The 26,791-nt window shown below is 35.1% G+C and carries 24 protein-coding genes; 17 read left to right on the top strand and 7 right to left on the bottom strand.

The window, feature by feature from the left end; genetic code table 11:
• Position 1: 1 nt before the first annotated feature.
• Positions 2–1,144, top strand: coding sequence for a gliding motility-associated C-terminal domain-containing protein (locus P177_RS02425; RefSeq protein ID WP_036151464.1), 1,143 nt, complete (start codon positions 2–4; stop codon positions 1,142–1,144).
• A 32-nt stretch (positions 1,145–1,176) separates the two neighbouring features.
• Here P177_RS02425 and recQ read toward each other — a convergent pair whose 3' ends face one another.
• The 3 genes from recQ to P177_RS02410 all read right to left on the bottom strand — a co-directional run bounded on the left by recQ (position 1,177) and on the right by P177_RS02410 (position 4,684).
• Entirely contained in the window at positions 1,177–3,261 is a 2,085-nt protein-coding gene (gene recQ / locus P177_RS02420) for a DNA helicase RecQ (RefSeq protein WP_036151463.1), read from the bottom strand.
• Positions 3,262–3,401: 140 nt separating this feature from the next.
• Complete coding sequence (locus tag P177_RS02415; RefSeq protein WP_036151462.1) at positions 3,402–3,734, bottom strand: single-stranded DNA-binding protein; 333 nt, start codon at positions 3,732–3,734, stop codon at positions 3,402–3,404.
• 260 nt (positions 3,735–3,994) lie between these two features.
• Positions 3,995–4,684: a GNAT family N-acetyltransferase gene (locus tag P177_RS02410; RefSeq protein WP_036151459.1), complete on the bottom strand. Its 690-nt coding sequence runs from the start codon at positions 4,682–4,684 to the stop codon at positions 3,995–3,997.
• Between the two features lie 283 nt (positions 4,685–4,967).
• Between P177_RS02410 and P177_RS02405 the strand changes: the two genes are divergently transcribed.
• Positions 4,968–6,467, top strand: coding sequence for a sensor histidine kinase (locus tag P177_RS02405; RefSeq protein ID WP_036151457.1), 1,500 nt, complete (start codon positions 4,968–4,970; stop codon positions 6,465–6,467).
• Positions 6,468–6,489: 22 nt separating this feature from the next.
• Here the strand turns inward: P177_RS02405 and P177_RS02400 are convergent, their stop codons facing one another.
• Positions 6,490–7,125, bottom strand: coding sequence for a chloramphenicol acetyltransferase (locus P177_RS02400; protein WP_036151455.1), 636 nt, complete (start codon positions 7,123–7,125; stop codon positions 6,490–6,492).
• A 153-nt stretch (positions 7,126–7,278) separates the two neighbouring features.
• On the opposite strand from P177_RS02400, the gene P177_RS02395 reads away from it, so the two are divergent.
• The 4 genes from P177_RS02395 (at position 7,279) to P177_RS02380 (ending at position 10,942) form a co-directional block, all read left to right on the top strand.
• Entirely contained in the window at positions 7,279–7,482 is a 204-nt protein-coding gene (locus tag P177_RS02395) for a CDGSH iron-sulfur domain-containing protein (protein WP_051941682.1), read from the top strand.
• Positions 7,483–7,591: 109 nt separating this feature from the next.
• Positions 7,592–8,884, top strand: a complete 1,293-nt coding sequence (locus P177_RS02390; RefSeq protein ID WP_036151453.1) for a Zn-dependent hydrolase — start codon at positions 7,592–7,594, stop codon at positions 8,882–8,884.
• Between the two features lie 6 nt (positions 8,885–8,890).
• Positions 8,891–9,334, top strand: coding sequence for an SRPBCC family protein (locus tag P177_RS02385; RefSeq protein WP_036151451.1), 444 nt, complete (start codon positions 8,891–8,893; stop codon positions 9,332–9,334).
• Between the two features lie 57 nt (positions 9,335–9,391).
• A complete protein-coding gene (locus tag P177_RS02380; protein ID WP_036151449.1) occupies positions 9,392–10,942 on the top strand; it encodes a M20/M25/M40 family metallo-hydrolase in 1,551 nt (516 codons plus the stop codon).
• A 5-nt stretch (positions 10,943–10,947) separates the two neighbouring features.
• On the opposite strand, the gene P177_RS02375 is transcribed toward P177_RS02380, so the two are convergent.
• On the bottom strand, positions 10,948–13,536 hold the full coding sequence (locus tag P177_RS02375) for a cyclic nucleotide-binding domain-containing protein (RefSeq protein ID WP_036151447.1): 2,589 nt from the start codon (positions 13,534–13,536) through the stop codon (positions 10,948–10,950).
• A gap of 203 nt (positions 13,537–13,739) precedes the next feature.
• Here P177_RS02375 and P177_RS02370 point away from each other — a divergent pair, with 203 nt between their 5' ends.
• Positions 13,740–16,895 (top strand): WD40/YVTN/BNR-like repeat-containing protein, encoded by a 3,156-nt coding sequence (locus tag P177_RS02370; protein WP_036151445.1) that lies wholly within the window; start codon positions 13,740–13,742, stop codon positions 16,893–16,895.
• 7 nt (positions 16,896–16,902) lie between these two features.
• Positions 16,903–17,475 carry a pentapeptide repeat-containing protein gene (locus tag P177_RS02365; RefSeq protein ID WP_051941681.1) on the top strand — a complete coding sequence of 191 codons (573 nt, stop codon included), beginning with the start codon at positions 16,903–16,905 and terminating at the stop codon, positions 17,473–17,475.
• Between the two features lie 64 nt (positions 17,476–17,539).
• Here the strand turns inward: P177_RS02365 and P177_RS02360 are convergent, their stop codons facing one another.
• On the bottom strand, positions 17,540–18,814 hold the full coding sequence (locus P177_RS02360) for a PQQ-dependent sugar dehydrogenase (protein ID WP_036151439.1): 1,275 nt from the start codon (positions 18,812–18,814) through the stop codon (positions 17,540–17,542).
• 233 nt (positions 18,815–19,047) lie between these two features.
• Here P177_RS02360 and P177_RS02355 point away from each other — a divergent pair, with 233 nt between their 5' ends.
• From P177_RS02355 to P177_RS02335, 5 genes are all read left to right on the top strand, one after another.
• Positions 19,048–19,266, top strand: coding sequence for a DUF6500 family protein (locus P177_RS02355; protein WP_036151436.1), 219 nt, complete (start codon positions 19,048–19,050; stop codon positions 19,264–19,266).
• A 7-nt stretch (positions 19,267–19,273) separates the two neighbouring features.
• Positions 19,274–19,831, top strand: coding sequence for a hypothetical protein (locus P177_RS02350; protein WP_036151433.1), 558 nt, complete (start codon positions 19,274–19,276; stop codon positions 19,829–19,831).
• A 289-nt stretch (positions 19,832–20,120) separates the two neighbouring features.
• Entirely contained in the window at positions 20,121–20,501 is a 381-nt protein-coding gene (gene gloA2 / locus P177_RS02345) for an SMU1112c/YaeR family gloxylase I-like metalloprotein (protein ID WP_036157632.1), read from the top strand.
• Positions 20,502–20,552: 51 nt separating this feature from the next.
• Positions 20,553–21,044, top strand: a complete 492-nt coding sequence (locus P177_RS02340; RefSeq protein ID WP_036151431.1) for a DUF6265 family protein — start codon at positions 20,553–20,555, stop codon at positions 21,042–21,044.
• Positions 21,045–21,395 (top strand): hypothetical protein, encoded by a 351-nt coding sequence (locus P177_RS02335; RefSeq protein ID WP_036151430.1) that lies wholly within the window; start codon positions 21,045–21,047, stop codon positions 21,393–21,395. It begins immediately after the preceding gene.
• A gap of 285 nt (positions 21,396–21,680) precedes the next feature.
• Here P177_RS02335 and P177_RS02330 read toward each other — a convergent pair whose 3' ends face one another.
• On the bottom strand, positions 21,681–22,145 hold the full coding sequence (locus P177_RS02330; RefSeq protein WP_036151428.1) for a CBS domain-containing protein: 465 nt from the start codon (positions 22,143–22,145) through the stop codon (positions 21,681–21,683).
• 120 nt (positions 22,146–22,265) lie between these two features.
• Here P177_RS02330 and P177_RS02325 point away from each other — a divergent pair, with 120 nt between their 5' ends.
• The 4 genes from P177_RS02325 (at position 22,266) to P177_RS02310 (ending at position 26,688) form a co-directional block, all read left to right on the top strand.
• On the top strand, positions 22,266–24,548 hold the full coding sequence (locus P177_RS02325; RefSeq protein WP_036151425.1) for a M28 family peptidase: 2,283 nt from the start codon (positions 22,266–22,268) through the stop codon (positions 24,546–24,548).
• A complete protein-coding gene (locus P177_RS02320) occupies positions 24,541–25,347 on the top strand; it encodes an SDR family oxidoreductase (RefSeq protein WP_036151423.1) in 807 nt (268 codons plus the stop codon). Before P177_RS02325 ends, P177_RS02320 begins: the two co-directional genes overlap by 8 nt.
• A 125-nt stretch (positions 25,348–25,472) precedes the next feature.
• On the top strand, positions 25,473–25,847 hold the full coding sequence (locus P177_RS02315) for a hypothetical protein (protein WP_036151420.1): 375 nt from the start codon (positions 25,473–25,475) through the stop codon (positions 25,845–25,847).
• A gap of 136 nt (positions 25,848–25,983) precedes the next feature.
• Positions 25,984–26,688, top strand: a complete 705-nt coding sequence (locus tag P177_RS02310) for a tetratricopeptide repeat protein (RefSeq protein WP_036151418.1) — start codon at positions 25,984–25,986, stop codon at positions 26,686–26,688.
• Positions 26,689–26,791 lie beyond the last annotated feature (103 nt).

Here is a 26,791-nt window from a genome sequence, read left to right as displayed (position 1 = left end):
AATGAATAAACAATTTATATTTATTATAATTCTTAGCATTACATATGTACCAACGATACAAGCTCAAAATATTAGAAATTTTGGTGACCTAAAAATACATGAATCTGGCAAATTAGGTTTTTTCTCCTCTCTTGTTAATGATGGGACCTTTAATAACACTGTCGGACTAGCAGGTTTTTATGGTGATGTTCAAAACTCTATTTCTGGTTCTATTCAACCTAATTTTTATGATTTAGAAATAAACAATGATAAAGGCATTTTTCTTCAACGAACTATCGAGGTCAGTAATAATACCAATCTCATATTCGGTAATTTTATAACCGAAAAATATAGCCACAACTCGTATTTGAATTTTAGGGCTACCTCATTTTATAATGGAGAATCTGATTTTTCAAAAGTAGACGGATTCGCAGCAATTTCAGATGTTCAAAGCTTTATATTCCCAATAGGTGATGAAACGTATTTAAGACCTCTTGGTATAAGTACCGTAGTGACACTATCAAATTTTAAAAGTGCATATCTCTTTAAAGATGCTACTTCAGACTATAACAATATAATATCAAAAGACTCTAAATTATCCAGAATTAGTGATTTAGAATATTGGGTCTTAGAAGGAGAATCACCTACAGAGGTAACTATAGGGTGGAACGACAGAAGTGCACTACACAGTATGATTACTGATATTGATTCTGTAACCGTAGTAGGCTTCGACAAAGAATTGAGAGAGTGGACAAATTTAGGTGCTATTGATATTACCGGAAATCTAGAAGAAGGATTTATTACTTCAATGACATTTATACCCAATCTATACAGTGCCCTGACCTTTGGCGTTCTAGAGGATAAATCTCCTGTTTCCCACAAAGGGTATCATTATTTAGTGACGCCAAACGGTGATGGTATAAATGATTTCTTATTAATACCAGAACTTAGTGATTATGATTATAATCGAATGTTAATTTTCGACAGAAATGGAGTTAAGGTTTTTGAACAAGAAAACTATACAAATGAATTTAATGGTGAAGTAAGTTCCAACATCCAAGCAATTAACAGAAAAACAGGATTAGCCGAAGGCATTTATTTCTATCAAATTGAATTAGGCAAAGAAAATTTAAATCTTCAAGGTTTTCTTTATTTAGATAGGTAACTCATCTTTATAAAAACACTTAATTAAGCATATTATATATCTAACATATACAAAGCAAACTTAATTTTCCAATACGGCATTTTCTCCTCAAAGAATTCAAAATAGTCTTTTAGACCTGTAGCTTCTGTTAGTTCGGATTTTGCTTTTTCTATTTCTGCTATTTCCTTTGCGTCTACAAACTGATTTAAATCGAGGTCTTCACCTTCAGCGTGCTTTTTCATTAAATGTCCGTATATCGTATTCTCGGACAAATTTCTTGACGTAGCTATTTCAGAAACGGTTAACCCTTGACTGAACAATTCAAAAGTCTGATCGTGAGTTGCTTTTTTTGATTTCTTAGCTGGAGCATTTTTAGTTATTTCAGCAATAAACACATCTGCATACTTTTCTAATTTCGCCTGACCTACTCCAGAGACTTGCATAAACTCTCCCCTATTTTTTGGGAGTTTAGCCTCCATATCTTTTAAACTTGCATCGCCAAAAACAACATAAGCAGGTACATTCTGTTCTGTTGCAATTTGTTGTCTAAGTAAACGAAGCTTTTCGAATAGATTAGTTTTCTTGGTTCGTGATTTTGCAACAGCCTTTGTCTTTTCTGTTTCCTTTTGCAATACTGCTAACTGAACTTTTTTACCTGAAAACAAAATCTCTTTCGCCTGATCAGTTAACCCGAGTCTTGCTCCTTCCCTAAAATTAATATCTAGTACCCCTTGGTTCAATAACTGAATAACATATTGTTGCAGGTCTAACCAAGAGACATCTTTTACAGCACCATATGTTTTAATATTCTGGTAGCCTTTTTCTAGAACTTGAGCATTCTGTGCACCTCTTAAAACATCGATAACCATACCCATGGGTTCGCGTTCTTTTAAACGAGCAACACCAGAGCAAACTTTTTGCGCCAACAGTGTAGCGTCAAAATAAGCAGGTGGAGCATTACAGATATCACAATTGCCACAACCTTCTGTTACCTGTTCTCCAAAATAATTTAGTAGAGCGATTCTACGACAACTTAATGCCTCTGCAAATTGCTGCATACGCTCTAACTTAGCATATTCAACATCTGCATTTTCACTTTGTGTAATAAACCTACGTAACTGAGCGACATCGGCAAAACTGTAAAATAATAAGGCGTGAGCTGGTAATCCGTCACGACCGCCACGACCAATTTCTTGGTAATACCCTTCTATGTTCTTTGGCAGGTTATAATGAATGACCCAACGCACATTACTTTTATCGATACCCATACCAAAAGCAATGGTTGCGGCTATAATAGGTACCTTGTCGGTAATGAATTCCTCTTGAACAGTAGAACGTTCATCTGAAGACATACCCGCATGATATGCCTTTGCATTAAAACCCGCATTGCGCAATTTCTCCGCAATAGACTCCGTACTTTTTCGACTAAGGCAATAGATGATTCCGCTTTCGTTAGGTCTGTCATCCAAGAAATCGAGAATATGCTTAATTCTATCTTGAGCAGGTTTTACATCCAAATATAAATTAGGTCTATTAAAAGAAGCCAAGTGACGTTCGGCGTTACCAATTTGCAATTGCTCTGCAATATCATCTTGAGTAGTTTTATCGGCAGTAGCCGTAAGAGCCATTACTGGAATATTCGGAAACCTTCTTTTTAATCCACCCAACTGAGTATATGCAGGTCTAAAATCATGACCCCATGAGGAAATACAATGCGCTTCATCAACCGCAAATAGACTTATTTTTAGATTCCCAAGAATGTTATTAAAAAAGCCCAAACTTTCTGGAGCTACATAAAATAATTTTAATTCCCCTCTTTCCAGTTTCCCAAGAATTTCTTGTTGTGTTTCTACTGATTGAGAACTGTTATAATACTCAGCCGCAATTCCGTTAGCCTTCAGCACATCTACTTGATCCTTCATTAAGGCTATTAGCGGAGAAATCACAATTGCAGTTCCCTCTAAAGCTAATGCCGTCAGCTGATAACAAAGAGACTTCCCACCACCAGTTGGCATAATCGCCAACACATCTTTTTTACTAAGTGCATCTTCAATTATTGATAATTGATTTGGCTTAAATGAATCGTAACCAAAATGCTTTTTTAATAATGGAATTAAGTCTTTTTCTGTTGCAGTCATGTTTTGCAAAAATAGTGTTTGAAAATGTCTTTAGCAGGTCTTTTCACAGGATTAGATTTTTATGAGGCACGAAGCAATCTGTAAAATTCGTTTGCCCAACTTACAGATTACTTCGTCGTACTTCCTCGTGAAGATTTCATCTACTTCGCCAACATCAACAATTCATTACATCTAACTTCTGTGATGTATCTTTTCTCACCTTCTTTTGTTTCATAGGAACGATGGGTAAGTTTACCTTCCACGGCAACTTGTTTTCCTTTGGTTAAATAATTCTCTACAATCTCAGCTGTTTTCCCCCAGGCTACAATATTATGCCACTGGGTATCATCTACTTTTTCACCTTTCGCGTTTTTGTAACTATCGGTTGTGGCTATAGAAAACTTTGCCAATTTAGTACCACCTTCTAAGTTTACGATTTCTGGGTCTTGCCCTAAATTTCCAATCAACTGTACTTTGTTTTTTAATGCGTTCATCTTACTAATTTTTATGGTTTAACAGTTCATACAATCAAGCCCTTTTGACTCGACACTGCAAAACTAGAACAGCATTGAAAGTTTAATCGGTATGTAAACACTTACTATCGTTTGTTATCGTTTACAGTCGTTTATAAACTTTTATAATGCTTATATACAGGTATTTAAAAATTATTTAAAATGAAATATATAGGAATTAAATTATTGAATCATAATAGAATGTAGAATAAAACCAAAAATATTAAACGTAAAAAGTGGGATTAATCAATTCTACGATACGTCCACCAATTCATATCTCTGGTTAATTTGTATCCTAATTTCTGATAAAGAGGTATAGCCAGGTTTCCTTTATTGGTATGTAGAATAGGTGTTTTATTTACTTTTAAAATCTCTTTTGTAGTATGAGCGATAAGTTGTTTTGCTAATCCTTTTCTGGTATAATCTGGATGTGTTACAACCGCACTTACTTCTATAAAAAGATTCGTTTGCATTCGCTGACCAGTTATTGAAACTAATTTCCCGTCTTTAAAAATTCCGTAATAATTACCCATTTCAAAAGTCCTTCTACGATAATAACCAGGCATTACTAACCAGATTAAGTTATACACTTCATCAATATGCTCATCGGTCAGTAAGACAATATTTTCTGTTATTGAAACTTGTGGCAGTTGATTTAATACCATTTGGCAACCATCAATTTTCTTCTCTAAAGCAATTTTAGTTTCATCTATTAACGGAGTCTGATTCTCTGAAACGAAGAAGAAACTATCTGTCGTTTTTATATATTGACTAGAAGCTTTTTCGGTTTTAGATTCATCGAAAAAAGACCCAAAAGTGCATACCTCTTGATCATAAAATTGCACTCCTTCAAATTCAACCACAAACTTTTTATGTGTTTCACTTAATGAATACCAAACGGGGTTTTTAAGTTGCTCTTCTAAGTTTGCCATAGTATAAATATAATCTGTAAAATGTAAAGTTGAATATCATCTAAAATACATTTTCATCATATCACAAATAGAACTTTTAAAAATTTTAAACAATCTATTATTCCCATATCTAGTTAAATGGACTTTTTTTTCTATCTTAAAAACAGAAAATTAGGCTCTTACATATCCCGTTTCAATTATATTAATCTATAATCTGATTTATCCATGACATAGTTATGGTCTAGTATTGAAAAAAGTCATCTTAATGACTGCTTGAAAATCAATTAATATACCGTTTGTAATTATGAATATTATCGATTATAAATATCTAGAAACTTTTATTTTTACGGCAATATTCGGTTTTTTCGCTATTTATCACCTATTACTTTTTCTGGTTCTTAGATTCAAAGTTATACTGTATTACTGCATTATATTAGTTGGTTTAACCGCGCATTTCACACTTTACATATTATTATTCGATGCAGATGATAACTTTTCTCAGCTGATTCAGAACACTTCGTTGATCACAGCTATGATAACTACTTTCGGGTTTTTAATCTTTACTAAAAATTACCTCAATATAACTGAGAACAACAAACCTCAATTACACAAAGCTTATAAAATACTAATGTACATTACCATTACATTACCTATAATACACGTTCTTTATTTAATTCTTATTGGGAACAATTCTTTCAGTAAAATATTAGAATTAATAGCCGCAATTACTTCTTTAACCACCATGGTCTTAAATATCATTTCTGGAATTAAATTATTTCATGCAGAAAAATTCAATAAATATTATCTCTATTCCTACACGCCTTATCTTTTAGCCTCTATTTTATATATAGGAACTTGGTTGTTAGGTTATTTTTTTAATATCAAAACAGACAATATATTATTGATAACATCAACTCTTATAACCTTACAGATACTTCTTTTCTCCATTTTGATCGGGTTTAAGTTTAAATCAATTGAAGATGATAATAAAAGAATACAGCTTGATGCCAACAATAGACTAGCATATGAAGTTGATCGCCAGACCAAACAATTACAGCTGGCAAAAAATGAACTTGAGTTTCAAAACAAGGAACTGGAAACAGTTAACGAACTAAAAAACAAAATCTTCTCGCTACTAACGCATGATGTCAGAGGACCTTTAAATAATGTTAGTGTATTAATTGGATTAATAGAAAACGAACTGGTTGACACCCCTTTAAAACAAATTACCGCAAAATTGAAAAGCGATGTAAACGATAGAGTATCTATGGTAAATACTTTGTTAGATTGGTCATATAAACAAATGGAAGGAGTTAAGGTCAATAAAGAGCAATGCGATTTAAATGATATATTCAATACGGTAATCAAAGAATTTGAGTGGGCAGTAAAAGATAAAAATATTACTGTAGAACAAGAGATTCTGTGCCAAAGTATATTCATTGATCCGAACATGTTAAAGGTTATTTTACGAAACCTATTATCAAATGCCATTAAATTCAGTGAAAATGGTAAAAGAATAATTCTATCATCTCAATGCACCCCAACTATAGTAGAAATTAGAGTAAAAGATTTTGGATTAGGTATGAATACCGACTGGCAAAACAGTACGGAAAATAATAGCGGTCCTACCGTTAGAAAAGGAACAATTGGTGAAAAAGGAACCGGATTCGGTTTAATGATAACAAAAGATTTTGTAGAAATGAACGGTGGAGAAATCATTTGTAAGAGTGAAATTAATAAGGGTACCGAGTTTATTTTAAGCTTTAAAAACTCAACAAATGAACCAGTAAAACCTCACATCTAATTTACTAACATGCTATTTAAATCTAAACATCACCGGCGATAGACATTAATCGTTGAAATTCGGCAACGAACAAACCAACTTCATACCCATCCATCAACGCATGGTGCACATGTATTGATATTGGCATAGACCTATGTTCACCCTCACCCGTCATTTTACCAAATGAAATCTTGGGGCAGCTATCTGCAAATTCAAAATGTCGTGCATGAGAAACCGAAGTAAAATCGAGCCACGGCATGCTAGAGCAATGTAATACGTTAATACCGCATTCTGGCAATTCTAATCCTGTTGATTTTTTCACCTCTTCGATTACCTTATTGGCAGCGTCTCTAAATTCATTGAACGACTCCTTATATTCAATATAAGAAAAACCGAATGTACCATTATCTCTACCAATGGTTGGGGATGCATGCACATGATCATACTCGAACACCTTACCATCTTCAATTCGGTATTTAAATGGAGTTATGGCATTAGCCGCCTTTAATGTTCTATGTAAATAAACCAAGAAAAATGAGTTACCAGATTGTTTTGCATAATCATAAGCTTTAGAACAATTTACTTTTACGGTTACCCCATGAAAAGGCTCACTGAACTGTGAAAAAAATTTGAAATGACCTGCCCTATTCCAATCCGCTATATTTAATTCTTTTTTCATCTATTTATTGACCTTGATTTTAGCTTAAAATCAGTTTTATTCAGCAATAAATATACAACCTCAAATTTCAATTTAAAATTGTGATAACTTGTACTTTTCAAATAAAGGGTGTTATTTCACTTCTTATAAATCATTATAATACATTAAAAAACTATGGAAGAAAACAAAGACCAATGCACTACAGATATTATCGTTGCTAATAACGGACCGCTAAAGATAAAAGGGAATCTAAAAATTCAATTAGCATCGGGCGAAATTGTCACAAAAGAAGGAACTACGGGTTTTTGCCGTTGCGGAGTTTCAGAAAACAAACCATTTTGCGATGGATCGCACAGAAAAATAGAATGGATAGGATAACTAATCAAAATTCTAATACATAAATTATTAGGTGTATACTACATCTCAATGGTATACACCATTTTTGAAATATTGATAGAGAGATATAAACGCTTTACCATAAAGGATCATGAAAAAATATAAGAATATATTTACTTTACTTTTAATTATTAGTCCTTTATTAGGTATTGCTCAAATCTCGGTGAATCAAGACCGATTAGAAAAGCGTATTCTAGATCTTGCTCAGTTTGGCATTCAAGAAAATGGCGAAACCGAACGTGTTGCTTTTAGTGATGCCGATGTTGCTGCCCAGCAATGGGTTATTGAGCAATTAAAAGCTATGGGCATTCAAACCCATATCGATTTTGCTGGCAACGTAATTGGGATACGAAAAGGGACAAAACCAAATATGAAACCTATTTCATTTGGTTCACATATAGACCGTGTTCCGCATGGTGGTAATTATGATGGCTGTGTTGGCAGTATGGCTTCTTTGGAAGTTCTTAAAGTGCTTGATGAAAATAAGGTCAAAACCAAACATCCTTTAGAAATTATCATATTTTCTAATGAAGAAGGTGGTGTTGTAGGTAGCAGAGCAATCGCCGGGCATTTGAACAAAAGTGCTTTTGGGGTTATAAATTCAACAGGGTACACCATTGGCGAAGGTATGATGAGATTAGGTGGAGACACCACTAGGCTTGCAGAAGTGGCTCGTAAAAAAGGAGACGTTGCTGCCTTTATAGAACTACACATTGAACAAGGTGGTACTCTTGAAAAAGAAAATTTAGAGATTGGTATCGTAAAAGGTATTGTGGGGTTAAAATGGTGGGATGTTGAATTCAACGGTTTTGCCAATCATGCAGGTACAACACCAATGAATGCCAGAAAAGATGCATTATTAGCAGCCTCAAAATTCATTATAGCAGTCAATGAAGTTGCCACAAGTTTTGATGGTTCACAAGTTGCAACTGTTGGTAGAATAAAGTCAGAACCAGGAGCACCTAATGTAATTCCAGGTCATGTAGTTACGAGTCTTGAAATTAGAGATTTATCTTCTGAGGTTATTGAAAAGGTATATACTGCTATCGAAAAAAGAGCAGAAGAAATTAGTACTGAATCGGGAGTGGAAATTTCCTTTAAAAAATTAGATACCACAGCAGACCCAGCCATCATGGATTCAACCATACAATCTGAAATTAAAAAAAGTGTTCAATCTCTTGAATTGAGTTACAAATCAATGCCAAGTGGCGCGGGTCATGATGCCCAAGACATGGCACTTATTGCACCCACCGGAATGATATTCGTACCGAGTAAAAACGGAATAAGTCATTCTCCAAAAGAATTTACTTCAGCGGTTGACATGGCAAATGGTGCTAATGTACTATTGCAAACTATTTTGGCTTTGGACGATAAGCTTAAATAACATTTTATGAGAGACCATCAATCCATACATATAGAACAACTTCTAAATGCATCAATTGAGCAGGTATGGAAAGCATTGACCAATGTGGATGATATGCGGCAATGGTATTTTAATGCTATTCCTGATTTTAAGCCAGAGATGTCTTTTAAAACTAGCTTTTTAATTACGAATGATGGTCGAAACTTCACTCATAATTGGATTGTAACGACCGCTATTCCAAAATCTAGAATAAGTTACACTTGGACCTTCAATGAATACCCAGGAGAAAGCATCTCTACATTTAAGCTATATGAGAAGGAGCATCAAACACTTCTTACGGTCACAAGCGAAATCACAAAAGATTTTCCAACACATATTCCGGAATTTAAAAGAGAAAGCGGCGAGGCAGGATGGTCGTATTTAATTAAGGAAAGCTTACCTCTCTTCCTTCAAAAATCAGACAAATTTTAACAGCAATCTTCTACCCTTAAATTAGTACCTTAGTTCAACTAACAAACTATCTTGAACATGAAAAAAGGACTACTCATTTGTGCATACTTTCTATGCACTACCATCGCAATTTCGCAAACTACAGAAGACATTGTCAATGCCATTGAAAAAGAAGGCGTTGAAAACTCGCAATTAGAGCAATTAGCTTACGAATTAATGGACCTCAACGGACCACGTTTGGTTGGAACACCAGAAATGAAAACCGCACATGACTGGGCAATAAATACCTATAAAAAATGGGGTATTGCTGCCGAAAACCAACAATGGGGAACTTGGAAAGGTTGGCAGAGAGGCATCACGCACGTAGATTTGGTATCGCCACGTGTAGCTTCGCTTCATGCCACACAATTGGCATGGAACCCAGGCACAAGCGCTAAAGGTGTTACCGCATCTTTAATTACATTACCTAGTTTCAAAGACTCCTTATCTTTTGTAAAATGGCTTCCTAATGTGAAAGGAAAAATAGTTATGGTGAGCATGCTACAACCTACAGGTAGACCAGATGAAAACTGGGAAGAATACGCAACAAAAGCATCCTTCGAGAAAATGAAAACGGAGCGCGATTCTATCGAAAAAATATGGAGACAGAATATTAACAATACAGGCTACACGAGTAGAAATATCAATGCTGCATTTGAAAAAGCAGGCGCAGTTGGTATTGCACAATCCAGATGGTCTGAAGGTTTTGGCGCTAACAAAATATTTAGTGCAGGTACTGATAAAATTCCTGCAGTGGATATTTCTTTAGAGGATTATGGAATGCTGTACAGAATGGTTGAACATGGTGCCGATACTAAGATTAAAATAGTAGCCGAATCTAAAGACCTAGGCGTGGTACCAACATTCAATACCATAGCCACCATACCTGGCACTGAATTCCCAGAGGAATATGTAATTCTTTCTGCCCATTTCGATTCTTGGGATGGTGGAACGGGAGCAACTGATAACGGTACTGGCACAATTACCATGTTAGAAGCTGCTCGAATTCTTAAAAAAGTATATCCGAATCCAAAAAGAACGATATTGATTGGACATTGGGGTAGTGAAGAACAAGGTTTAAACGGTTCTCGTTCATTTGTTGAAGACCACCCGGAAATTGTAGCTGGCGTACAAGCTGTTTTCAATCAAGATAATGGTACCGGTCGTGTTGTTCGTTTATCGGGACAAGGTTTTCTACATGCCTATGACTATTTAGGGCGTTGGTTAGAAGCCGTACCAGAAACGTATAAAAATGAAATAGAAACTACCTTCCCGGGTTCACCTGGTCGTGGTGGTTCTGACTACGCTTCTTTTGTTGCTGCTGGTGCACCTGCTTTTTCTTTAAGCTCTCTTAGTTGGGATTATTGGAATTACACATGGCACACCAATCTAGATACGTATGACAAGATAGTATTCGACGACGTACGTAACAATGCTATTCTAACGGCTATTCTTACGTATATGGCTTGTGAAGATCCAGAGAAAACATCACGTGAAAAAGCAGTGTTAGGTATTAACCCTAGATCTGGTGAAAAAGGAGAATGGCCAACACCAAGATCACCACAACGCAAAGGTGGACAAGACGAATAATTAATCTATAATTGATTTTCAAGCTCAAGGCTATCCGCTGCTTGTAGTGCTTTCTTAATTGCAGTACTCCACAGTGCATAGCCTTGTTTGTTTAAATGCAATCCGTCAGAAAGGTATAATTCCGGTATCGGTCTATTATCGGTAGTAATCATTTGCGCGAATACATTGATGTATTGTGCATTTAGTTCAGTAATAAAATACTTGGACAGCATTAAATTAGTTTCCATAATTAACGGAATTAAAGCTTCACGCTCTACACTAGGTTTAAGACTGATCAATGCCAATTCTACATCAGGATATTTATCTTGAATCAATCCTACTAATTCCATACAACCAGAAAGTACCTCTTGCGGAGTTTTACCGCTATTTAAATCATTCTCTCCTGCATACAGTACTATTTTAGACGGATTAGCTTCTGTAAATATCTCATCAAAATAATGAATACACCAAGCGAATGTAGATCCTCCAAAACCAAGATTCACCACATTGAATGGACTAAGGTCTCGCTTCATATTTACCCATAAACGTACCGAAGAACTTCCGTAGAAAGCTATCAGATTCTCTTGGGTCGGTAATTTAGCAACTCGTCTTTTAAGTCGTTTTATTTCATTGCACCAAATAGCAGGTGGCTCCTCCAAATTGTCCGCACCCGAACTAGATACGTTCAACTGTTCAGCTCTTTCGATCGCTTCTTGTACATAGCCTTGATATTCCGCTTGGTATTGCTCCATAAAAGCATATAAATCTTCATTGCTTTTAGAAGGTACTTTTTCACTCAGTAAAAATGGTTCCTTAATGGCACAGTAGTATAAAGATTTACCAATTCTATGGTCAAAATTTACCATGACTACAGGTATTATATACGGCTCTGGCTCAGTGTGCAATGCCAATTTAAAAGCGCCCATTTTAAAAGGACCGGGAGATTCGTCTGTTCTGTAAGAGGTGCCTTCAGGGCTTATAATTAAATTGTATTTCTGTTTTAAATGTTTAGATGCTTCACTGTAAAATATACTTCTTGCCTCTTCTTTTCTATTATTAGAAGTTTCATCAGATTCTTTGGTATACACATTTATATAACCAAGGTTGTCGTAGTAATTCTGATGACCATATTCTTGTCCCTGCCCTATTCTAACTGTTCTAATACCAGGTTCCTCGTATTTTTTATACAAAACCATGGCACTTAGAAAATGAGAATCTAGGGTAATCTGAAAATTATTATTTAGTGTATAATGTGGGTCATTGATTAAGTGGTTATAAATAAAAATATTACCGGTATCATTAGGCAAATTATCCCATCCTTCAATAATATAGGGTACGTTTTTAAACACCTTCATGGTCAACTCAGCGCAAACCTTTCTATTTTGCTCAGCATCTTTACTGTTCTTTTCTGCTACATTCTCATAAATCTGCTGTAAACCACTTATAAACTCATGCTCTTTTTGATCTTCACCCAGCAGTTCTAAACTTAATGAGGCAATATGGCGTTCTAGTGCAGTACCATTTTTAACCAAACCTGTTAAGGCATCATAGGCAAACTGCTTGGTGGTATTACTTTTTAATAGATGTGGCACTTGGTGCAATGGTGATGATAATAATAGTCGCGATTTATTATTCTTTATCAATTGATACACGGCCTGCAGATTGTGCTTGCCCAACAAGCCAACATAACGTACAAAAGCAGCATTTAGCTGATTGCCCATAAGCCACAATAATCGCTGATAAAATTGACCTTCGAAAGCATCATCAATTTGAAACAATTTCATTAAATCTCCTTCAGGAATAAAATAAGCAGAGGTCTTCGTGTTTGTAATAGCAGAGCAAATATCTTTCTCCTTCAATAGGCATGACCATCCAAATACAAATCCTGAGTTCTTAATAGATCGCTGCTTAATTTCAATTGTATTCTCTATTCGCTTAATGGTAACTTCTCCGTGAATGAGAATAAACAGCCCATTACTAGAACCGTCTTGAACATATAAAACTTCATCTGGCTCATATTCCCTACGTTCTGCCAATGCCGCTAAAGCCATTAAATTTTTCTCTTCAAAATAATCTAGAAATGGTGATCGTCGCATTAAAGAAACAATCTCTTCTTGCTCAGAAACGGGAGAGACAAAAAACTGTCGGTCTTCAACAAAAGGCTGAAACCTTACGGGACTCAATAATTCGGTTTGCTTCGTTAGGGCAGTATGCAATACACGGTACAATTTTGAACCAATATTTTTCAATAAAATATTCTGATGTCCTTTTTTTAAATACGTGTCTAGCTCGTGAAATGGAATTTCAAAAAAAGATGCTTTTGGTGATGCAACCGTAGCTTTATAGGTAAATCTTTTGGGTGTATTGAATCCGTTTAAACCAATAGTAGAAAAAGGTTCTGAGTTTTGACAAACTAGAATATCACTTTCAGGATTATCAAGTGAAATGTAATAGTTGACACTACCTTCTATAAGCCATCTAAACGTTCTTACTTTTTTATGAATATAACTGATAGCATATCCTTTGGCGTATGTTTTTAACGCTCCGTTCGGGAAATATTCTTTTAATTTTTCAGTAGTTATTTCTTGCTTTAAAACTCTATTTTGGTGTATCATACTCCTCCTAACTTAACCAGATAAAAGCGAAAAAAAAAGCACTGCCAACATTAAAACCAATTTGTCATTTTAACAAATTGATATTGGTTAAAACCATAAAATTCACCCCCTTAAACTTAGAATAACCAAATTCAATTTATAGACTATCATTTTACACAGCCTTTTATTATCTTCCCTATTCAACAACTAATACAGACCACACCATGAAAATCATCAGACTTTTGCTCGTGCTCGTCATTATGGCACCGTTAGCATTACAATCTCAACGAAGAAAAAGTAAAATCACCCAACCCACCGTTAAACTAGAAGACTCTCTTTTTACAGGATTAAAATGGCGGAATATTGGTCCGTTTAGAGGTGGTAGAAGTGTAGCTTCAACCGGTGTCTTAGGTCAGCCCATGATTTATTACATGGGAACTGTTGGTGGCGGAATCTGGAAAACCACGGATGACGGAATTACATGGAAGAATATTTCTGACGGATTCTTAAAAACCGCTACTGTAGGTGCAATCTCCGTTTCTGAAAGTAACCCAAATATCGTAATCGCAGGGATGGGCGAACATGCAGCCCGTGGTGTAATGACCTCAATGGGCGACGGCGTATACAAATCTACCGATGCCGGTAAAACCTGGAAACATATGGGACTTGATGAAACTAGACATATATCTGATATTATTATAGACCCTACCAACCCCGATATCATTTTTGTATCCGCACAAGGTGCCCAATACGGACCTTCTTCTCAACGAGGCATTTATAAGTCTACAGATGGCGGTGATACTTGGAAAAATGTACTGTTCGTTGATACCATAACCGGGGCTTCTGCTTTATCTATGGATATGAACAACCCAACCATTTTATATGCAGCTATGTGGCAGCACAGACGTTTTCCTTGGACGATGGAATCTGGCGGTAAGAACTCAGGTATTTACAAATCGACCGATAGTGGAGAAACATGGGAACAATTAAAAGAAGGCTTACCTAAAGAAATGGGTAAAGCAGGTATTTCTGTTTCTAGAGCCAACCCAGAGCGTGTATTTGCTGTAATAGAAGCGGAGGGAGAAAAAGGCGGCGTATACCGCTCTGATAATGCCGGTAAAAAATGGACTCTAATAAACAAAGACCGTATCAATATTACACGCTCTTGGTATTACATGGAGATTTTTGCCGACACCCAAAACGAAGATATTGTTTACGTATTAAATGCACCCGTAACCAAGTCAATAGATGGTGGTAAAACATTTTCGCCATTACCAACACCACATGGCGATAATCATGATTTATGGATAGACCCTTTGAACAACAAACGTATGATCAACTCTAATGATGGAGGATCGAATGTTTCTAATAACGGTGGAAAAAGTTGGAGCACACAAGAGAACCAAAATACAGCACAATTCTACAGGGTTATTACAGATAATCTAGTACCCTATAATGTATACGGTGGTCAACAAGATAATTCTACCGTAGCGATAGCCTCTAGAACAAATGATCGTGGTATCGACTGGAAAGATTGGTATGCCGTTGCTGGTGGAGAAAGTGCATTTTTAGCTTTTGATCCAGATAATCCTGAATTGATATATGGTGGAACTTACCAGGGGAATATTGATAAGTGGGATGCAAATACTAAAGAATCTAAACCTATTAAAGAATACCCTGAATTAGGCTTGAGTATATCACCAGAAAATGCAAAGTACCGTTACAATTGGAATGCCCCGATTATCACCTCGCCCCATGACAGAAAAACCATTTATCATGGTGGTAACGTTGTTTTCAAATCTACGGATGAAGGTCAAAGTTGGTCGGTTATAAGTCCCGATCTAACGAGAGACGAAAAAGACAAACACGGTCTTGGCGGTGGTCCATTTACCAATGAAGCTGCTGGTGGTGAAATATACAACACCCTAACTTACTTGACAGAATCTCCACATGAAGAGGGTGTAATTTGGTCTGGTAGTGATGATGGACTAGTTCATGTAACCAAAGACGGTGGTGCCAATTGGGCAAATGTTACTCCCGCAGGTGCAAAGGAAGGTATCATAAACAGTATTGAAGTGTCTCCTCATGACCCAGCGACAGCTTACATTGTTTTGATGCGTTATAAGTCAATGGATTTTGCCAACTACATCTACAAAACAACAGATTACGGAACCACTTGGACAAAAATTACCAATGGTATAACAGGCGATAATACATTCACTAGAGTTGTACGTGCAGATAAAAAAGTAAAAGGATTGCTTTACGCAGGTACAGAAACTGGCTTATATATTTCCATAGATGATGGTTTACACTGGCAGCCATTGCAATTAAATTTACCCTTAACTCCTATTAATGATTTAGTTATTCAAGACAATGATTTGGTTGCTGCAACTGCTGGTCGTGCATTTTGGATTTTAGATGACTTAGCAGCTATACAGAATAGTATTACCCCAAAACAAGAGCTACATATTTTTAAACCAAAAGACACGTATTTGTTCACTGGAGGTTCTAGTGAAAAACCAGTTCCTGGTTTGGGCAGCAATCCAAAAAGCGGAGTAACTTTCGATTATTATTTAAGCGAAGCACAAGACAGTACCGAATTAAAATTAGAAGTACTGAAAGACGGTGAGGTAATTAGAACCATAACCAACCAAAAAGACAAAAAATTTAAATCTTGGCCAGGCGGACCATCAAAGCCAGCTATTCTAGCTTCTAAAAAAGGATATAACCGTTTTACTTGGGATTTTAAAAGAGAGCCTTTACCTGCAGTGGATAAGGTTTTTGTTCTTGGCGGATTAAACGGGTCTACTGTTGGTCCTGGTGATTATAAGTTAAAATTGACCTTAGGAGAGCAAACAGCAGAAACAACCGTAACCATTTTACCTCACCCAAAAGTAAAAGCAAGCATGGCAGACTATGCAGAACAACAAAAAATGATGAAAACCATTGAAGCTACCGTAGTAGAAATGCACAATGCGGTAAACGATATGCAGTCGGCAAAATCGCAATTAAAACAATATGGTAAATTACTTGCAGATAATGAAAAAGCAGAAGCGTTATTAACACAGGGCGACTCCTTAACAAAACGCATTACTGCTTGGGAAGAAAACCTGATTCAGCCAAACCAAAAAACCTTTCAAGATGTGATTAATTTTGAAAACAAACTGAATTCACAATTATTGAATTTAAGAGGTTATATTGATGCTGCCGAGCCAAAAGTTACTGCAGGCGCTAAAGAAAGATTACAAGATTTATTGGTAACATGGAACACTTTCAAGACAGAGCATAATGCGATTATCAATACGGAAATGAAAGCGTATAACACGATGTTTCAGAGCTTAGAAATACCAGCAATCATTTTACCACAGGCACAAAACTAAAATAGAATTGGAAAAATTAATACTAGATCAAACTTTCAAAGGTCAAAACTATACAGCCACCCGACTACCCAGAGCGGAGTATGAGAATTGCATTTTTGAAAGTTGCAATTTTTCTAAGGGATATGTAGACAACCAAACCTTCTTAGAGTGTGAGTTTATAGATTGTAATTTGAGCAATGCAAATGTTGTAAATACCACGTTCAAAGATGTGAAATTTTCGCACTGTAAACTTATGGGGTTAGCTTTTAATACCTGCAATACTTTTTTAATGGACTTTTCCTTTTTTGACTGCAATTTGAGTTTCGCCCTTTTTACAGATTTAAAACTGGTGAGTCAGGTTTTTGTCTCTTGTAAAATGGAAGAAGTAGATTTTGGAGATTGCGATTTAAGCAAATCAAAATTTGATGAATGCCATCTAGAACGTGCTATTTTCTCAAGAACCAATCTTGAAAAAGCGGATTTTAGTTCGGCAGTAAATTTCAGTATCGACCCTGATAATAATTCTATGTCAGGAGCCATATTCTCTAAAGATAATTTAGCGGGGTTGTTACAAAAACACAAATTGAAGATTTTAAAATAAAAAGGTAATACCGGCAGAATAATATCTACCGGTATTATCTTTTTACAAACAATGGGTTTTAAAACTATTTAATCGCAGAAACTCTCCAAATTACGCCACCATCATCATCATTTACTAACAAAGACCCATCTGGTGCCACGGTTACACCAACTGGGCGACCGTAAACTTCGCCTGCTTCTTCATCTGCGATAAAATCGGTTAAAAAATCAACGGGTTTTTGGGGCTTCCCGTCTTGGAAAGGAACGAACACAACTTTATATCCTGAAAAAACAGCTCGGTTCCATGATCCATGTTGACCTACAAAAGCACCATTTTTATATTCCTCTGGAAATTGAGAATCGGTATAAAAAGTTAGACCAAGAGATGCAGTATGGCTCCCTAAAGGAACATCGGGAATAATGGTCATATCAACAAGATTCTGATGAGGATCATCTTCCCACCTTGGATCATTTATACTTCCATAATAGCTATAAGGCCATCCGTACCAACCACCTTTTTTAACACTGGTCAGGTAATCTGGCACTAAATTATTTCCAATCTTGTCACGTTCATTAACCGCTGTCCACAACTCACCAGTAACCGGGTTCCAGTCCATACCCACCGGATTTCGAATTCCGCTTGCGTAAATAACCTCACCCGACCCATCTACATTTACCTCTAAAATAGCTGCCCGTCTTTTTTCTTTCTCCATACCTTGCTCACCAACATTACTTGCAGATCCCACCGATATATATAGTTTATTTTCTTCTTTATTCGTAATCACATTACGCGTCCAATGATTATTATAACCACTTGCAGACAATGCTACGATTTTTTCACCTTCTCCTTCTAAGGTAGTTTGACCTTCCTCATAGGCATAACGATAAAGACCATCTGTATTGGCTATATAAAAGAAATCGTTTAATACCAGCATACCTAAGTTTTGGTTGAGTCCCTCTTTGAACACATGCCGCTCATCTACTTCACCATCCATATCAGTATCTCTTAACAAAGTAATTCTATTGGCACTATTTTTAGTGTTAGATTCCGCTACAAAAATATCATTGTTAGGTGCTACGTATGTCCACCTAGGGTGCTCTAATCTTTCAGCAAATCGCTGTACTTCAAATCCCTCTGGAGCCTTAGGTAGTTTATTAGACGGCCAAGAAATCACCTTGCTGTTTTTCGTAACAGATTCAGAAGAATAAGGAGCTACCAATTCTAAAGGACCAATTGCAGTTTCAACAATCGATGAGCCCGTATTGCGCCATTTTTCTTTAGAATTTTCAGATACACTTTTTTTGCTTTTACAACTAACAAACAAAGTGGTTGACACAAGTAGATATAGTATTGTTTTCATAGTAAAGCTTTATCTCAAAGTTATACTATCAAGCAACAAAAAATTATCACAACATACTGTTTATAAATACTTTAACAGAATTATAAATTGAATTGAAAAAATAGGACTTTTTATACCTAAACAGATAAAATTCAAATTTTTATGATTAATCAAACTAGATTAAAATGAGTATAAAATGAACCAAATTTGTATCTAGATTTTAAATAAGTACCTTCATTTTTTAACTCAGTTTGATGGAAAAAGCAATTAAAGCAAAAATCATTGAAGTCTGTAATGCTAAAATCGCAGCTAAAGGAGAAAATGTAGGACTATCTTTCTATGCATTTTTTAAGAACAAAAACGACAATCCTGAGCTTTTGATGGAAGTGGCTCAATGGTGGATTTTAGAACACAAATTAGACCATTTTGAAAAAGCGGTGAAGATCAAAGAGATGGTAGAATCGTTAAACTAAAGAAATAATGAAAAACACATTTCTTGTGCTATTCGTAATAGGATTATTGTTCGGTTGCGGCAATAAGGAGTTAAGTCGTAAAGAAACTGTTACTACATATTATAAAGCTTTTGATTCTGGCGATTTCGAAAAGCTAAAAACAGTAATTCATGATAGTATTACATTAATCCCCGGTGATTTTGTTATGCCATTTGACAAGAATAGTTTTAATGAGTTTTATAAATGGGATTCCATTTTTAATCCGTCATATGAAATACTTGAAACTGAAGAAAAGAACAATGACGTTATAGCCACTATTACTCAGAATAATACTCGTAATGCTTTTTTAAAAAACAATCCGCTTAAGCTGAAAGTCAAAGTATCCTTTACATCTGGAAGAATTTCTAAGATTGAAGAACTAGAGTATTTTGATGTGAATTGGGATACATGGTCGCAACGTCGAGATTCCTTAATAAATTGGATACAATTGAATCATAACGAATTAGATGGTTTTGTGAATGACATGACATTGGAGGGAGCTCAAAATTATTTGAAATCGATGAAGTTATATGAAGCTCAGGAATAGCTGAAAGTTAGGAGTTAGGAGTTAGGAGTTAGGAGTTAGGAGTTAGGAGTTAGGAGTTAGGAGTTAGGAGTTAGGAGTTAGGAGTTAGGAGTTAGGAAAAATAAAATTTTATGAATTAAATTTTAAAATTATCAGAAGAATGACAAACAATTCTCACTAAAAATGCATGATTTCTTTGGATTTACTAAAAGCAAAAACAATCTTAGATATTATTATAAAATTTGTTTTGCTGATTTTATATGGCGTCCACAATACAATTTACATTCTAATAAAACTACCACACAAACTAATGAACAAAGTACACCATACCGCAATCATTTGCTCTAATTATGAAATTTCTAAACAATTCTATATAGATGTTTTAGGTTTAGAAATTATACGTGAAGTCTATCGTGAAGAACGACAGTCGTACAAGTTAGATTTAGCTTTGAATGGGGAGTATATTATTGAACTTTTCTCATTTCCAAATCCGCCACAACGCCCTTCTAGACCAGAAGCATGTGGTTTACGACATGTTGCCTTTGAAGTTGATGATTTAGAACTGATCATTGCCCATTGTAAAAACAACAATGTAATAGCAGAACCTATAAGAGTAGATGAGTTTACTAATAAACGTTTTACATTCATTTCCGATCCGGATGATTTACCCATTGAATTTTACGAAAAGTAGGTGCAATCGTTTGTAAACGTTTAAATTGTATCTTGTTACAAATATTAACTTATGAAACTTATACTTCTCTTTTTTCTTTCTGCATCATGTTTAACACAAGCGCAAAACACCATATCTTTTGAAGAAGGTATGATGAGTCCTCCTGCAACGCTAAGCGATATAACATGGCTTTCGGGACATTGGAAGGGAGAAGCCTTTGGCGGAATAGCCGAGGAAATATGGAGTCCCGCTACAAGTAAATCCATGATGTTCTCTTTTCGCCTCATAGACAAAGGCGAAATCAGCTTTTATGAATTTGGTCATCTTATAGAAGTTGACGGAACATTATTACTTCAATTAAAACATTTTGATGGCAACCTAAGTGGATGGGAAGAAAAAGATGAAAACATAGATTTTAAACTTGTAAAAGTCGAAGGGGACAAATTTTACTTTGACGATTTCACCATAGAAAAAGTGTCTGACAACGAAGTTAATATGTATGTAGAGGTTAGTGAAGAAGAAGGAAAATCAAATGAAGTGACATTTAATTACCACAGACAATAGATGGAAAGAGCATGTTTAGAATGTGGGAATAAGGTTATGGGACGTATAGACAAAAAGTTCTGTAATGATCAGTGTCGTAATGCTTATAACAACAAAGTAAATCCTGCCAGTAAAAACCTTATTAGAAATATAAATAATAAGCTTCGCAAAAACTACCGTATTCTTGATAGTTATAAATTAAAAGACGGCAAAACGAAAACCACACGTATGCGGTTAATAGATAAAGGTTTCGATTTCGACTTTATTACCAACCTATACACCACAAAAAAAGGTACTACATATTATTTTCTATATGATTTAGGCTACCTACCATTAGACAATGATTTTTATATGATCGTGAAAAGAGAGTAGTTCGTTGTTGGTTGTTGGTTGTTGGTTGTTGGTTGTTGGTTGTTGGTTGTTGGTTGTTGGTTGTTGGTTGTTGGTTGTTGGTTGAGAATATTATATAAAAAAGTCTCCTTTTAGGAGACTTTTTTATAAGTTTACTTCTTACTTCTTACTTCTTACTTCTTACTTCTTACTTCTTACTTCTTACTTCTTACTTCTTACTTCTTACTTCTTACTTCTTACTTCTTACTTCTTACTTCTTACTTTTTACTTTTTACTTTGTACTTTAAACTCTGTACTTAATAAATCCTATTTCCAATTATGCCCACTTAATTTAAGTGCGGCCACAACGATATCTTTTCTACTTATTTGCCCTACCAATATTCCATTTTTCATTACTGGCAGTCTTCTTCTATTGTGTTGGGCAAAAATACCTGCTGCATCAAAAATTGAAATATCATGAGGAATTGTTTCAACTGACTTGGTCATAAAATTTTCTACACTCTTATCTAAAATAGGTTGATTAAAGTAGCGACTTTCAGAAATCTGCTTCATACAATCGGCTTCAGAAATGATACCGACAAGAAATCCGTTATTATCTAAAACAGGTCCACCAGATATATGATGCTTGGCAAATTTCTCCATTACCGCTAAAATTGAATCATCTGGCGAAAAAGTGATTAACTTAGTAGTCATATAATCAGCGACCAATATTGGGGCTTCAAATTCTTTTTTAAATACTTTTCTAACGCCTTGAAAGCTTTTGATTCCCATGATAGTTTGTTTAAAGGTTGATTACTAAAGATAATAAATTAAATGAGAATTACTAATAATATTCGATATAAACCAATTAATACTCAGTATTTTAGGACTTTTTAAAAGAATATCATAATTATGAAAAAAACACCAACCCTACTGACATTACTTCTTGTTATTCTAGCAACATACTGGAGCTTTAGAGTACTACTACCCCAATATACCGCCAATGAAGTAGTCGCAGAAACTGAATTTTCTACTGACAGAGCATTAGAACATGTTAAAGAAATGTCTAAGGAACCACATGGTGTTGGGTTTCCTGCACATACGACTGTCCGTAATTATATTACTGCAGAACTTCAAAAATTAGGTTTGGAAACTTCTTTACAAGAAGGGTATACCGCCGGTGATTGGGGTAATTTAAGTAAAGCAGAAAATGTATTGGCTAGAATTAAAGGAAGCGAATCTGGTAAGGCCTTATTACTGCTAAGTCATTATGATAGTAATCCGCATTCTTCATTAGGCGCTAGTGATGCAGGTAGTGGTGTTGCTACAATTCTAGAGGGCGTAAGGACTTTTTTAAAAACAAATACTACACCTAAAAACGATATCATCATTCTCATATCCGATGCTGAAGAATTAGGTCTTAACGGTGCCGATCTATTTGTAGATAGACATGAATGGCTGAAAGATGTTGGCTTGGTTTTAAATTTTGAAGCTCGTGGTAGTGGTGGACCTAGTTATATGTTAATGGAGACCAATAGAGGAAACAGTAAATTGATTACTGAATTTATAGCTGCAAATCCTGAGTTTCCAGTAGCAAATTCACTTGCCTATAGTATTTATAAGATGTTACCCAATGATACAGATTTAACCGTATTTAGAGAAGATGGTGATATAGAGGGTTACAATTTTGCGTTTATTGATGATCACTTCGATTACCATACCCAAATAGACAATTATGAAAGATTAGATAGAAACACGCTGGCTCACCAAGGTAGTTATCTAATGCCATTATTAACCTATTTCAGTAATGCTGACATCAGCAACTTAAAAAGCCTTGATGATAACGTATATTTCAATGTACCTTTCTTTAAAATGGTTTCTTATCCGTTTAGTTGGATTATGCCCATGCTAGTCATTGCCATTCTCTTTTTCATCCTATTATTAGTATCTGGGTTTCGAAAAAAAGTCCTAAATGGAAAAGATATTTTAAAAGGGTTTATTCCCGTACTCTTTACCTTAATAGTTAACGGAGTTGTAGGGTACTTCAGTTGGCAGTTTTTAAAATGGCTATACCCAAGCTATAAAGATATTCTACATGGTTTCACTTATAACGGCCATGCTTATATCTTTGCGTTTACCCTATTTTCATTAGGCACTTGTTTTTATGCATACTATAAATTCAAGGTAATTAAAACCGCAAATTTATTGGTAGCCCCGTTCATGATTTGGATTATCATTTGTGGACTAGTAGCTGTGTATTTACAAGGAGCCGCATTTTTCATTATACCTTTATATAGCTTTTTAGTTGCCTTTTACGTGCATATAAATCAAAAGAATCCGAATCCGTTTTTACTGGTATTTCTCGGTATTCCGGCATTATTCATATTCGCACCCTTCGTAAAAATGTTTCCGGTTGGCTTAGGTCTTAAAATGTTGGTAGCTACTACCCTATTGACGACATTAATCTTCTTTTTATTACTTCCTTTGGTTACCAAATACAGAAAAAAAGGTGCATTGGCATTTCTAAGTTTCTTGTTGTTTGCAGGCTTTATGGCATCTGCGCATATGAACTCTGGCTTTACCAATGATAGACCGAAACCGACTAGCTTATTATATGTTTTAGATACCGATGAAAATAAAGCAAAGTGGGCAACTTATGAGCACCGACCATCTGACTGGACTTCAAAATACATCACTAAAAAAGTTGCAGATACCCTTCTTTCAAAAAAGACTATAAGTAGCAAATACGGCTCTAATTTTACATTTACAAATGAAGCTCCATTAAAAAATGTACCAAAACCAACTATTGAGGTACAACAGGATACTATAGTAAATAATATGCGCACAGTTCGTATATGCATTACTCCGAATAGACCTATAAACCGTTTGGAAGTTTTTACCAATGCTGTTGATATATTAAAGGCAGATGTAAATGGAATAGAATTGTCCGAGCATTTTCTTAAAAATAGATATGGAGGTAGACTGATTACCCATTACATCAGTGATAAAAATTACACCGACATTATGCTAAAAGTACCAGTGGAACAAGAATTGGAACTTACCATATATGAAGCTTCTAATGATTTACTTACAAATGGATTATTCACGATACCAAAGCGAAAAGAAAATGAAATACCTATGCCTTTTGTATTGAACGACGCCATATTAACTATACAAAAAGTGAAATTTGAATAAGAAAATAGGCGTAATTGGTTGTGGATGGATGGGTTTACCATTGGCTGAAAGTTTAATAGCAAGTGGTTATAAAGTCAATGGAACTTCTACATCTGATGAGAAAATATCGATCTTAAAAGAAAAGGGCATTACACCGTTTAAAATAGCTTTATCCGAGAATGATATCAAAGGCGATATTGATTCATTTCTTGATTCGGTATCAGTGCTTGTAATAAATATTCCGCCCAAGTTAAGAGGAAAAGGTCCTAAAGAAAGTTACATTGCAAAGATTACATTATTGCATCAGGCTATTAAAAAATCAACAGTAAAGAATATCATATTTGCTAGTAGCACGGCAGTTTATGGTGATACAGAAGGTATAGTTACCGAGAAAACGGCACCTAACCCCACTACGGTATCTGGCATACAATTGGTACAATGCGAAAACCTTTTAAAAAACGATAATGATTTAAATACAACCATTATCCGTTTTGGAGGATTAATTGGTCCGAACAGACATCCAGTAACTATGTTATCGGGCAGAGAAAACCTTAAAGGTGGTGATGCTCCCGTTAACCTAATTCATTTGAATGATTGTATCGGAATTATAAAAAGAATTATTGAATGCGACCATTACAATGATGTGATGAATGCCGTTTATCCTGAGCATCCAACGAAAAAAGAATATTATACCAAACAAGCTGCTAAAAGAAGTATACCAGCACCACAATACGATGTTACTGGCAAAAATCAAAAAATAGTATCATTTTGTAGTATTTTTCTTATTAATAACTATATCTTTCTTACACCCATAAACTAACCCTACACAACACTTAGCTTCCCTTTCACAACAAATACGCAAAAACAGCGTTAATATATTGTTGGTTTTCAGCTACTTATCGACGTATGACATACCTTTATATAACAATATAAAACCATAATATTATGAAGAAAGATAAATTACGGGAGAGGGTTTTAGTTGAATTAGAGAAGCTCATCTCCCTAAGTTGCAAGAACCCAAACGGTTCTAAAAAGTACGAAGAATTACATATTGCGTTATTGAAAAAATACTATAATGCAACAAGCGTAACTATAGACTATCATCGCCATAGAATTAAAATGGAAGTAATAGAAGACGATAGCCTTTATGATCCTAAAACGGTAAATACTTATTTACCAACATTTTACACGAACTTACTATTTAACAACTTATGTAAGTTTCTAATTTCATGTGTTGAAAAAGACAACAAGAGTATTGGCTTTTATACACAGCTTTTAAATTCTTTTAAAAAATCTAATAATAGATTGGAATTAGCTTAAGAAGCTAAAAACTATTGAAGTTTAAAAAAGGTGATCTGTAGGTCACCTTTTTTCATTTCTAACATTTAAACCTTTCCTTAACAAGATCATACAGATTATTTTAATAGTTTAGCGCACTTTAAAAAGAACAAGAAAGATGAAAAAATCAGTTTTAATAGTTGTAGCTGCCGTATTATTCTCAGGTAGTTATGGATATTCACAGACCAAATCAGAATTACTAAAACATTACGAAGCATTTTACGACCAAATGCGATTACAAGGCGATGTTGATGGCGTCATCAATGCCTTAACGCATTTAAATATATTATCCCCTTCTCAGCAACGTAATGATACCCTTGCTTATATTTATGCAAATGACAATCAACACTTACAAGCTTTAAACATTATAGGAATTGAGAAAGTAGATTCTGATTCTAATTTAGCCATTCAAGTAAAAGCGGTTTCTTTAAAAGCTTTAAACCAGCCAAAAAGAGCTTTAGAACAATTTGAAGCTTTGTATGCCAGAGAACCAAATGCATACCTTGCCTATGAACTAGCAGATCTTAAAGTACAAACAGGTGATAACGTTGGTGCAATGAAACATGTTGAATATGGTATTACAAACGCTACAGATGATATGAAATATGCTTTTTATGAACGTCAGCAACCTTACGAGGTTCCTTTAAAAGCGGCTTTTATTCACGTAAAGGCTCTTATTCAGTATAACATGGATAAAGGTAATATTGACCAAGCAATAGCTACTTTAGACGAAGCCTTGGCTATTGACCCTAATTTTAACTTGGCAAGTTTGAGCAAGCAAGCATTAACATCAAGAAAAGATGCTCCTGAGGAGAAGAAATAATAGCGAAATGTTATTGAAAATAGAAAAGGCGAATCATATGATTCGCCTTTCTTATTTCTTTATTTTAAATTCCTTATATCAGGTTTATCTTCGTAGTTCACTT

The organism is Maribacter forsetii DSM 18668 (assembly GCF_000744105.1).
GTDB classification, from domain to species: domain Bacteria; phylum Bacteroidota; class Bacteroidia; order Flavobacteriales; family Flavobacteriaceae; genus Maribacter; species Maribacter forsetii.
This window is presented reverse-complemented; position numbering and strand designations above follow the sequence as displayed.

What these genes read in the sequence shown, in the direction of transcription:
- P177_RS02405 (WP_036151457.1), top strand. Translation starts at nt 4,968, where the DNA reads ATGAATATTATCGATTATAAATATCTAGAAACTTTTATTTTTACGGCA.
- P177_RS02415 (WP_036151462.1), bottom strand. Translation starts at nt 3,734, where the DNA reads ATGAACGCATTAAAAAACAAAGTACAGTTGATTGGAAATTTAGGGCAA.
- P177_RS02410 (WP_036151459.1), bottom strand. Translation starts at nt 4,684, where the DNA reads ATGGCAAACTTAGAAGAGCAACTTAAAAACCCCGTTTGGTATTCATTA.
- P177_RS02325 (WP_036151425.1), top strand. Translation starts at nt 22,266, where the DNA reads ATGAAAAAAACACCAACCCTACTGACATTACTTCTTGTTATTCTAGCA.
- P177_RS02315 (WP_036151420.1), top strand. Translation starts at nt 25,473, where the DNA reads ATGAAGAAAGATAAATTACGGGAGAGGGTTTTAGTTGAATTAGAGAAG.
- P177_RS02375 (WP_036151447.1), bottom strand. Translation starts at nt 13,536, where the DNA reads ATGATACACCAAAATAGAGTTTTAAAGCAAGAAATAACTACTGAAAAA.
- gloA2 (WP_036157632.1), top strand. Translation starts at nt 20,121, where the DNA reads ATGAACAAAGTACACCATACCGCAATCATTTGCTCTAATTATGAAATT.
- P177_RS02310 (WP_036151418.1), top strand. Translation starts at nt 25,984, where the DNA reads ATGAAAAAATCAGTTTTAATAGTTGTAGCTGCCGTATTATTCTCAGGT.
- P177_RS02335 (WP_036151430.1), top strand. Translation starts at nt 21,045, where the DNA reads ATGGAAAGAGCATGTTTAGAATGTGGGAATAAGGTTATGGGACGTATA.
- P177_RS02355 (WP_036151436.1), top strand. Translation starts at nt 19,048, where the DNA reads ATGGAAAAAGCAATTAAAGCAAAAATCATTGAAGTCTGTAATGCTAAA.
- P177_RS02370 (WP_036151445.1), top strand. Translation starts at nt 13,740, where the DNA reads ATGAAAATCATCAGACTTTTGCTCGTGCTCGTCATTATGGCACCGTTA.
- P177_RS02390 (WP_036151453.1), top strand. Translation starts at nt 7,592, where the DNA reads ATGAAAAAATATAAGAATATATTTACTTTACTTTTAATTATTAGTCCT.
- P177_RS02350 (WP_036151433.1), top strand. Translation starts at nt 19,274, where the DNA reads ATGAAAAACACATTTCTTGTGCTATTCGTAATAGGATTATTGTTCGGT.
- P177_RS02360 (WP_036151439.1), bottom strand. Translation starts at nt 18,814, where the DNA reads ATGAAAACAATACTATATCTACTTGTGTCAACCACTTTGTTTGTTAGT.
- P177_RS02380 (WP_036151449.1), top strand. Translation starts at nt 9,392, where the DNA reads ATGAAAAAAGGACTACTCATTTGTGCATACTTTCTATGCACTACCATC.
- P177_RS02400 (WP_036151455.1), bottom strand. Translation starts at nt 7,125, where the DNA reads ATGAAAAAAGAATTAAATATAGCGGATTGGAATAGGGCAGGTCATTTC.
- P177_RS02385 (WP_036151451.1), top strand. Translation starts at nt 8,891, where the DNA reads ATGAGAGACCATCAATCCATACATATAGAACAACTTCTAAATGCATCA.
- recQ (WP_036151463.1), bottom strand. Translation starts at nt 3,261, where the DNA reads ATGACTGCAACAGAAAAAGACTTAATTCCATTATTAAAAAAGCATTTT.
- P177_RS02330 (WP_036151428.1), bottom strand. Translation starts at nt 22,145, where the DNA reads ATGGGAATCAAAAGCTTTCAAGGCGTTAGAAAAGTATTTAAAAAAGAA.
- P177_RS02340 (WP_036151431.1), top strand. Translation starts at nt 20,553, where the DNA reads ATGAAACTTATACTTCTCTTTTTTCTTTCTGCATCATGTTTAACACAA.
- P177_RS02395 (WP_051941682.1), top strand. Translation starts at nt 7,279, where the DNA reads ATGGAAGAAAACAAAGACCAATGCACTACAGATATTATCGTTGCTAAT.
- P177_RS02425 (WP_036151464.1), top strand. Translation starts at nt 2, where the DNA reads ATGAATAAACAATTTATATTTATTATAATTCTTAGCATTACATATGTA.